This window comes from Pseudomonas sp. P5_A12 (assembly GCF_056400685.1).
Genome location: NZ_JBFUKU010000431.1, coordinates 1 through 3,375 on the forward strand (window position 1 = coordinate 1; position 3,375 = coordinate 3,375).

Genomic DNA, 3,375 nt, shown 5'->3' on the forward strand with positions numbered 1-3,375 from the left:
GTTGTATCTGGACGGTATTTTCCCGACCGCCAGCGGTCGTGCGCAGTTCGTGGCCGATCCGTATCGCGCCGCCAAGGAACAACGAGATGCGCGCTTCCCGTTGACGCTGATCACCGGTCGTTTGCGCGATCAATGGCACGGCATGAGCCGCACCGGCACCGCCGCGCAGCTGTTCGGYCATGTCAGCGAAGCCGTGTTGAGCCTGCACCCCGATGAACTGCGCCGGCATCGCCTGCAAACGGGCGATCTGATCAGCCTGAAAAGCCGGCGCGGCGCGGTGATCGTGCCGGTGGCCAGTGATGACAGCGTGCGTCCGGGCCAAGCCTTTCTGCCGATGCATTTCGGTGACCGTTTTCTGAAGGGCGGCATAAATACCCTCACGCTCCCCGCCTTTGACCCGCTGTCGAAACAACCGGAGTTGAAACACAGCGGCGTGCGCCTCGAACCGGTCCAGTTACCTTGGCACCTTTTCGCGCTGATAGAGGGCGATGTCCAACAGCACTTTGAGACGCTACGCCCCCTCTGTGAGACATTTTCCTACGTCAGCCTCAGCCTTGCTGGCCGTGAGCGCCCAGCGCTTCTGATACGCGCTGCCAGCGCCACCGCGCCAGATCCGCAACTGCTGCGGGAAATCGATCAATGCCTGGGGCTCAATGACGGACCGGTCCTGGCCTACGACGATCCACGACGCTCCATCGGTAAGCGGGTGCGGATCGAGAACGGCCGGATCACCGCGATCCGCTTGGCAGGTGAAACCCTCGCCCGACACTGGCTGCAGAGCCTCTGGCTCGAAGGTCGCGCCGATGAACAGCTACGGCGCTGGCTGCTCGCCCCACTGAGCGCCCCACCGGGCCAGGTCGACGCCGAAGCGATCGGCAACAAAACCCTGTGCAACTGCAAAAACGTCAGTCAAAACGTGGTCTGCGCCGGCATTCGCCGCGGCCTGGACTTGTCGGGTTTGAAACAAGAATTGGGTTGCGGCACGCAATGCGGCTCCTGCGTCCCGGAAATCAAGCGATTGCTGGCCGCCACCGCGCAGCCGCAAGCCGCCATCTCGTGAGGAAAACACTATGAGCGCAAAAGTCTGGCTGGTGGGTGCGGGTCCTGGTGACCCTGAATTGCTGACGCTCAAAGCYGTTCGGGCGTTGAGAGAAGCGGATGTGGTGCTGATCGACGATCTGGTCAACGACGCAGTGCTGGAGCACTGCTGCGGCGCGCGGATTATTCCTGTGGGTAAGCGCGGTGGCTGTCGCTCTACTCCGCAAGAATTCATTCATCGTTTGATGTTGCGTTATGCGCGTCAAGGCAAATGCGTGGTGCGGCTCAAGGGTGGCGACCCGTGCATCTTCGGGCGTGGCGGTGAAGAAGCACAGTGGTTGCGCGAGCGTGGTGTCGAGGTTGAGCTGGTCAATGGCATCACTGCCGGGCTGGCGGGTGCGACGCAATGCGATATTYCGCTGACCCTGCGCGGCGTGGCACGAGGGGTAACGCTGGTCACCGCACATACTCAGGATGGCAGCAGCCTGAACTGGCAAGCGCTGGCCCAAGGTGGCACGACGCTGGTGATCTACATGGGTGTGGCCAAGCTCAGCGAGATTCGTGAGCAACTGCTGGCTGGCGCAATGGCAGCCGATACGCCGGTGGCAATGATTGAAAATGCATCATTGCCGCATCAACGGGAATGTCGGAGCAGTCTGATGGCTATGGAGGAAGATGCCTGTGCCTTCGAATTGAAAAGCCCGGCCATCCTGGTGATTGGCGCGGTCGCCGCTAACGCCATCCAATCCTGTGGGAGCGAGCCTGCTCGCGAAGAGGCCCTGACCGTCGACATCAATGTCGGATGCCAACGCGCCTGACGCGTCCCTCCTCACCAAATCGCAGACAAAGAAAAGCCCGGCCTAAGCCGGGCTTTTCTCAGAGCTGCGGGTAATTACTTACCTTGAGCTTCAACCTGCGCTTCTACGCGACGGTTTACAGCACGACCTTCAGCGGTGTCGTTGGAAGCTACTGGGCGGGTTTCGCCGTAACCAACAGACTGAACGCGAGTCGATTCAACACCGTACTGGTTGGTCAGAACTTGCTTAACGGCGTTTGCACGACGCTCGGACAGTTTCTGGTTGTAAGCGTCAGGACCGACGGAGTCAGTGTGACCTTCAACAGTAGTGGAGGTGGCCGGGTACTGCTTCATGAAATCAGCCAGGTTCTTGATGTCGGCGTAGCTGTCTGGCTTGACTACCGACTTGTCGAAGTCGAATTTCACGTCCAGTTCAACACGAACAACTTCAGCAACTGCCGGGCAGCCATCAGCGTCAACAGTTACGTTGGCTGGGGTGTCTGGGCACTTGTCAACGTTGTCGCAAACGCCATCGTTGTCGCTGTCGGAGCAAACTTCTGGAGCAACAACAGGAGCCGGCTTGTTACCGCCACCGAAGTTCACGCCCAAGCCAATGGAAGGAATGTAGTCCCAACGGCCGTTGTCCAGTTTGTAGTCAGCTTCTACGCCAGCACGGGCGAAGACGTTTTCTACGAAGTACCACTTAACACCAGCGCCTGCAGTCAGGAAAGTCGACTGGTCACGGCCGGAGTGACCATCAGCTTTTACGTTGGTCATGCTGCCGTGTTTAACACCACCTTGAACGTAAGGACGCAGAGCGTCGCCAGCGTTGTTGAAGTGGTACTGAGTGTTCAGACCGAAGCTGTCGCCTTCGATTTTCTGATTGCCAGTGTTGTTGTCCGAACGGGTGTAGTCTTCAGCGTTGTAGGTGAAGTTGATCGATACATCGTCGGTCAAGAAGTAACCGATGGAGGCGCCAGGAGTGTAACCATCTTGAACGTTGTCAACGCTGTCGTTGTACTTTTTCCCGTAGTTAAGCTCGCCTTCAAAAGCGCCTTGGCCTTGTGCCAGAACGCCGAAAGAAGTAGCGGCAATAAGAGTACCAATGGCCAAGCCCAAGGTGTTTTTCAGTTTCATCCGTTAAATCCCCATCTGGTGATTGTAAAGCAGTCCCTCAAACCGGGGGACAACTCGGCGGCTAGTCTATCAGAACTAGCCTACACGTAAGAGATATTTGCGCTGAACTAAGTTTCAGCACTGCCTGCAAATTTCTCACGCAATTTATCAAGAGCGCGTTTGTACCGCATTTTTGTTGCACTCAATCCCATATGCATAATATCCGCGATTTCCTGAAATTCCAGCTCTGCGACAAATCGTAGCACCAAAATTTCACGATCAATCGGATTTACATACACAAGCCAGCGATCAAGTCCACCCTTATCCTCAGGCTTCGGCATCTTTTCTTCAGATGCTTCCTCGAGGGGGTCCAGACTCAAGGCGTCCATCAAGCGACGCTTTCGCCGTTCCTTTCGATACTGTGT

General features: G+C 57.2%; 4 protein-coding genes. 2 read left to right on the forward strand and 2 right to left on the reverse strand.

Going from position 1 to position 3,375, the window contains the following annotated elements; genetic code table 11:
* Both AC1DSG_RS29310 and cobA read left to right on the forward strand, forming a co-directional pair.
* Nucleotides 1–1,060 (forward strand): molybdopterin dinucleotide binding domain-containing protein (locus tag AC1DSG_RS29310; RefSeq protein WP_477793990.1); only part of this gene is annotated, 1,060 nt, incomplete at its 5' end.
* A 10-nt stretch (nt 1,061–1,070) separates the two neighbouring features.
* Nucleotides 1,071–1,856: a uroporphyrinogen-III C-methyltransferase gene (gene cobA, locus AC1DSG_RS29315; protein WP_477793991.1), complete on the forward strand. Its 786-nt coding sequence runs from the start codon at nt 1,071–1,073 to the stop codon at nt 1,854–1,856.
* A 74-nt stretch (nt 1,857–1,930) separates the two neighbouring features.
* Here cobA and AC1DSG_RS29320 read toward each other — a convergent pair whose 3' ends face one another.
* Nucleotides 1,931–2,971 carry an OmpA family protein gene (locus AC1DSG_RS29320; protein ID WP_477793992.1) on the reverse strand — a complete coding sequence of 347 codons (1,041 nt, stop codon included), beginning with the start codon at nt 2,969–2,971 and terminating at the stop codon, nt 1,931–1,933.
* A 107-nt stretch (nt 2,972–3,078) separates the two neighbouring features.
* Nucleotides 3,079–3,375: sigma factor-like helix-turn-helix DNA-binding protein (locus tag AC1DSG_RS29325; protein ID WP_477793993.1), on the reverse strand; the 297-nt coding region annotated here is incomplete at its 5' end.

What these genes read in the sequence shown, in the direction of transcription:
- AC1DSG_RS29320 (WP_477793992.1), bottom strand. Translation starts at nt 2,971, where the DNA reads ATGAAACTGAAAAACACCTTGGGCTTGGCCATTGGTACTCTTATTGCC.